Annotated in this window: 6 protein-coding genes and 1 pseudogene; 3 read left to right on the forward strand and 4 right to left on the reverse strand. The window is 40.3% G+C overall.

The features are described from left to right. Positions 1-80 precede the first annotated feature (80 nt). The 4 genes from WDC_RS08740 to WDC_RS08755 all read right to left on the reverse strand — a co-directional run bounded on the left by WDC_RS08740 (position 81) and on the right by WDC_RS08755 (position 3,908). Positions 81-677: an NAD(P)H-binding protein gene (locus tag WDC_RS08740; RefSeq protein ID WP_044011481.1), complete on the reverse strand. Its 597-nt coding sequence runs from the start codon at positions 675-677 to the stop codon at positions 81-83. A 98-nt stretch (positions 678-775) separates the two neighbouring features. Further along, a complete protein-coding gene (locus tag WDC_RS08745; protein ID WP_044011482.1) occupies positions 776-1,813 on the reverse strand; it encodes a zinc-dependent alcohol dehydrogenase family protein in 1,038 nt (345 codons plus the stop codon). 40 nt (positions 1,814-1,853) lie between these two features. Further along, positions 1,854-2,699: an SDR family oxidoreductase gene (locus WDC_RS08750; protein ID WP_044011483.1), complete on the reverse strand. Its 846-nt coding sequence runs from the start codon at positions 2,697-2,699 to the stop codon at positions 1,854-1,856. 168 nt (positions 2,700-2,867) lie between these two features. Beyond that, entirely contained in the window at positions 2,868-3,908 is a 1,041-nt protein-coding gene (locus WDC_RS08755; RefSeq protein WP_044011484.1) for a zinc-dependent alcohol dehydrogenase family protein, read from the reverse strand. Between the two features lie 217 nt (positions 3,909-4,125). Between WDC_RS08755 and WDC_RS08760 the strand changes: the two genes are divergently transcribed. From WDC_RS08760 to WDC_RS08770, 3 genes and pseudogenes are all read left to right on the forward strand, one after another. Then, the gene (locus WDC_RS08760) at positions 4,126-4,374 is read left to right on the forward strand and encodes a hypothetical protein (protein ID WP_044011485.1); all 249 of its coding nucleotides are present in this window, start codon (positions 4,126-4,128) and stop codon (positions 4,372-4,374) included. Between the two features lie 130 nt (positions 4,375-4,504). Next, positions 4,505-5,107: a type IV toxin-antitoxin system AbiEi family antitoxin domain-containing protein gene (locus tag WDC_RS08765; RefSeq protein WP_044011487.1), complete on the forward strand. Its 603-nt coding sequence runs from the start codon at positions 4,505-4,507 to the stop codon at positions 5,105-5,107. Next, positions 5,104-5,300: pseudogene (locus tag WDC_RS08770) on the forward strand (nucleotidyl transferase AbiEii/AbiGii toxin family protein); the annotation flags it as partial. The gene WDC_RS08765 and the pseudogene WDC_RS08770, both read left to right, overlap by 4 nt.

Raw genomic sequence — 5,300 nt, forward strand, 5'->3', positions numbered from 1 at the left:
GGCCTAGACATCTGCCCCCACGAACACGTCTATCCAAAAAAAGAGTTAAAGAAAATAACTTCTTCAACTCTACAATGTAACTATTTTGTATTTATCCCAACACTATCATGAGAATAAAGTGTGTCATCTTCCACCAGGCGTTTTACAAGGTCAGCAATTGAACTAGCTGACACGTCGTGACCGCCAAATGGTTCACCCTTGCGAGTAACTTCATAATTAACAGACCCGCCAGTAAACCAACCGGGGCGAATAATCGTGTAATTTAAATCAGAGGCTTCAATGACATCCGCTGCTTCACGATATGAACGTAACATGGGATTACTACTCAGATTACCACTTGCGCCAACCGATGCAGGAATTTCATCGTAAATTCCCATTGATGTGATAAATAGCAGTCTCGAAACTTGGTTGCGATCCATTGCCGCAACAATTTTTTTAGCAAAGTTGCCTAAATTACCACTTAATGCTGCAAACACTACGTCTTGACCTTGCATCGCTTGGTCTAAGTCGACATCACTAGTAACATTACCAGCCATTGCTGTTTCGCGATCGCTAGTGGTCAGCCGGTCTGCGCTGCGAGCAAATAAAGTCAACTTTACATCTGTTTCGTTTAATAAAGTTTGATGTGCAGCATTACCAAGGGTTCCTGTTGCACCAATAATTAATACATTTGTCATAATATCAAATCTCCTCAGTTTAATTGATTACGTAACATTGTTAAATAGAATTTCCTATCTAATTTTCATATTCACCATACTCCAACTTTACAAAACCATTATTCACTAACAATCAACAATGATTTAATTGCTTTTCGTTGGTCCATGGCATCGTATGCTGACTGAACATAATCAAGCTTAAATTCTTGCGTAAATACCTTTCCTGGATTGATTTTACCATCCAACACAGCTTGTAATAACGTTTCCTTATCATAGGTTGTCACGGATGCAATTCCACCACGTAAACCAATATTCTTCCAAAATAGGTTGTTGGTATTCATAGTTGCTTTTTGTGGCACACCAACTCGTCCCACCACAGCACCTGGCCGTCCAACTTGAACAGCCGTTTCAACGGATTGCTCGGTGCCAACGCATTCCAACACGGCATCTGCACCAGCACCAGTTAATTCCATCACTTTAGCAACTGCTTTCTCGCCACGTTCTGCAACAATATCTGTAGCACCAAATTCACGTGCTAAGTTTTGACGATCTTCATGACGACTCATGGCGATAATACGTTTAGCACCGCGTAATTTGGCGGCAATCACACCACTTAAACCAACGGCACCATCACCCAGTACCACGACCGTATCACCTTGTGAAACTTCGGCTGCAGCGGCAGCATGATAACCAGTAGCCATAACATCGGCTAGTGTTACAAATGAGTTTAACTGTTCATCAGTATAATCACTTGGCTGACCAGGAATCTTAACTAATGCCCAGTCTGCACTTCTGAAACGAAGATATTCAGCTTGATAGCCAGAACTACCCATTTCTTCTTGGGTCAAACAATTACCTTCAAATCCTGCCAAACATGCAGCACAGTGACCACATCCGTGAGTAAATGGTGCAATGACAAAATCGCCAACCTTGACGTTATGAACATCCGCACCAATTTCATCGACAATTCCAATTGCCTCGTGTCCAACTAAACTGTTCGCTGCCATTTCATTAATGCCACGGAACCACCATAAATCTGAACCACAAACACTGGCTCTGACTACTTTAATAATAGCATCCGTTGATTTTTTAATCGTTGGTTTATCAACATTTTGAATTTCAACCTTACCTGGTTCAATAAATACTGTTGCTTTCATAATTGCTTCTCCTCATATTTTGATTTTATATCACAAAAAATTATTTACTACTGTTGCGAACTTCGGCAACATTACCAAACCAGTACTGTGCGGTCACACCGCCATCAGCCAAGAAGTCAGCACCTGTAATAAAGGCTGCCCGCCGATCCATTAATAACTCAGCTAAACTGGCAATTTCATCAGGAGTTCCTGGCCGTTTTGTGACCATCGATTCGAACATCTTCTTATAACCAGCACCACGAGGACCGTTTAGTTCATCCAAAGCTAGTGGAGTCATCACGATACCAGGGCTGATGGCATTAATTCGAGCACCCCGTTTTTGCCAGTTAACTGATTCAGCTGCGACCCGCAATACATTGGCACGCTTAGCATATTGATAAGCTGCTAATGAATCTTTAATCACGTCGTCTTGCAAGATAGGTAAAGCTAATAATTCTTCAGTTGGTGTCATTGCTAACGCCTGGTCATCTTCTTGTGACAAAGCCGGTAATCGATGACCTGATTGAGAAGAAATCACAATTCCGGCACTACCAGGAGCCATCACTTTACCAAATTCTTCTAGTAAAACAGAAGTCCCGTATAAATCAACTTTCAAAACTTGTGCTGGAGTGGTTTGCGATGGTGAAACACCAGCGGCATTAACTAATCCCATAATGTCACCTAACTCCTGTGCTTTGGCAACAACTGCTTTGATTGAATCACGTGAGGAAAGATCTGCTTTAATGGTGGTAACATCAAATCCTGCTTCCTGGAGTTTTGTTTGCATTGCAGCTAAATTAGCTTCGTTATAGTCAGCTAACAACAATTTTCGGCCAGCGGAAACTCGACGAACAATTGCTTCACCAATTGAACCGGCACCAAATAATACAACTACTTCGTTTTTCATTTTTAATTACCTCGTTTGATTAATTTTGATTACGAGGTTCATGATACAAGCGAAAGTGAAATTAACCAATTTCAATAACAAGCACGACTCATAAGCTATACTTATGAATCAAAAAAAGTCCTCGCAAAATGCGGGGACAATTCGATAAGCGATTAAATTTTTATTAAACTAAACTTCGCTAACAGTAACTAATGACTTAATCACTGTTCGTTGATCCATTGCTTCATATGCTTCTTCAATATGGTCCAGGTCAAATCGTTTGGTGAATACTTTGCCTGGGTTGATTTTACCATCCAGCACTGCATCTAACAAAACGGTCTTATCATATGTGGTGACAGAAGCAATCCCACCACGCAAACCAATATTTTTCCAGAATAAATTGTTAGTGTTCATTTCAGCTTTTTGTGGCACACCGACACGGCCAACTACAGCGCCCGGCCGTCCAACTTTGACAGCTGTATCAACTGATTGTTCCGTTCCAACACACTCAAGCACAGCATCAGCGCCACCATCAGTTAATTCCATGACATGTTTAACGGCATCGTCGCCACGTTCTGGGACAATGTCAGTGGCACCAAATTCCTTGGCGAGTTTTTGCCGGTCTTCATGGCGGCTCATGGCAATAATTCGTTTAGCACCACGTAATTTAGCTGCAATCACACCGCATAAACCAACAGCACCATCACCCATAACAACAACCGTGTCACCTTCTTTAACCTCAGCACTAGCAGCGGCATGGTAACCAGTCGCCATTACATCAGCCAACGTTAATAACGAATTTAATTGTTCATCTGAATATGATTTCGGGTCGCCAGGGATTTTAATCAAACCCCAGTTAGCATTGGTATAACGCAGATATTCGCCTTGATAACCACCGTTACCACCGGCTTCTTGATTCATACAGTTGCCGTCAAAGCCAGCCAAACAAGCTGCACAATGACCGCAACCGTGTGTAAATGGAGCAATGACAAAGTCACCCGCTTTGATATCGGTCACATCAGCGCCGACTTTTTCAACAACTCCGATTGCTTCGTGACCAACGGTTGAATTTGCTTCACGCTTGGCAATCCCACGATACCACCATAAGTCAGAACCGCACACACAGGCGCGAACAATTCGAATAATGGCATCCGTGCCTTTCTCGATCGTTGGCTTATCCATTTCGTGAACTTCAACCTTGCCTGGTTCAATAAATACTGCTGCTTTCATTCAAAACATCTCCTATTGTTATTTACAAGGTTAGTATAGACCTTGAAGTGCAGACGAAGGCAAGCGAGAATTTGAACTTTATTGAACTGAGTTTCCACTGTATGATCTTAGATTGCAAAAAATTTAGGTTTATTCGCTAAAATCAGGCCCCAGCACCAACCGTAAAATCTGTCCTACCGAAATATCTGCCTGCGCGTATCGTTTTTTCGAACATTACTTGCAGTACGTTACAATCAGCGATGATGCATTTGAAGCAGGAATACTTAAGCAAGGCGTCCCCGCTGCGATTGCTGAAGGATTGACCATTATGACTAGCGCACAACGCAATCCTGCAAAATCATACGCTGACTTACGAGCCCACAAACCAGAGTTCGAGCAGGTCAAATTCGCTGATTTTGCTAAACAGTTTGCGGCTGTTTACCGTGGCGAAGCTCAAGGGCAATCAAATACGTTGGCCGATCATTAATTTACTTGGAATCTGAATTATACTTTCTAAAATATTTAGTTACCAATATTTAAGCAGATGAAGTAATTCGTTTGCTATTTTTTTACTTTCCTATATACTATAAATAAGCAAAATCATAGTATATATGGTGATGACTAAATTGAACAGCTTAAAAAGATTAGAACACGACTTCCCAACGTTCACATATAAAACTGCACAACAGTATGACTTGTCTAAATACGAGCTACATGAATTATCAAATGATGGGACTATTTATAAAATTGATCGTGGTGTCTACATTTTTCCCGGATATTTACTTGATGAATTTAGCCTTCTTAGTCAAAGATTTTCACGTGGTGTTTTTTCATTAATTAGTGCATTAATTATCCATAATTTAACAGATGAAATGTCATTACATTACGACATTGTTTTTCCGCAAGGATATCATCCGGCCACAGGCACACTTAAAGAAAATAATATCCGTGCTCGTTATCTGTCAAAAAAATACTATTCACTTGGTATTACGACCAAAAAAACTGAAAATGCTAGCACCGTTAGAGTTTATTCAGTTGAGAGAACATTATTAGATGTCTGGGAATCAAACGAGATTGAACCATATGTAAAAAATGAGGCATTGAAAAGATATCTGTCAACAGAGGTAAATGCTACTCAAATTAAAAGTTTAAATAAATTAAAAGACGAATTATATCCCAGCAGTACCCTTCTGAAAACATTGGAGGTTTATTCGCAGTGAGTGAAATAGATAAGATACTACCAAATGTCACCAAACGTGCTCGCGAACTAGGATATAACGTACAACATTTTCAAAAGTTATTCTTTTTAGAACATTTTCTAAAACAAATATCAAATTCTAAATATCGCCATTATTTTATTTTAAAGGGTGGTTTTGAAATCCAAAGTTTACTTGGAATCAACAACAGAATGGA

Source organism: Paucilactobacillus wasatchensis (assembly GCF_000876205.1).
Lineage (GTDB): Bacteria > Bacillota > Bacilli > Lactobacillales > Lactobacillaceae > Paucilactobacillus > Paucilactobacillus wasatchensis.

Coding starts and splice junctions, on each gene's coding strand:
- WDC_RS08755 (WP_044011484.1), bottom strand. CDS start 3,908: ATGAAAGCAGCAGTATTTATTGAACCAGGCAAGGTTGAAGTTCACGAA.
- WDC_RS08765 (WP_044011487.1), top strand. CDS start 4,505: ATGACTAAATTGAACAGCTTAAAAAGATTAGAACACGACTTCCCAACG.
- WDC_RS08745 (WP_044011482.1), bottom strand. CDS start 1,813: ATGAAAGCAACAGTATTTATTGAACCAGGTAAGGTTGAAATTCAAAAT.
- WDC_RS08740 (WP_044011481.1), bottom strand. CDS start 677: ATGACAAATGTATTAATTATTGGTGCAACAGGAACCCTTGGTAATGCT.
- WDC_RS08750 (WP_044011483.1), bottom strand. CDS start 2,699: ATGAAAAACGAAGTAGTTGTATTATTTGGTGCCGGTTCAATTGGTGAA.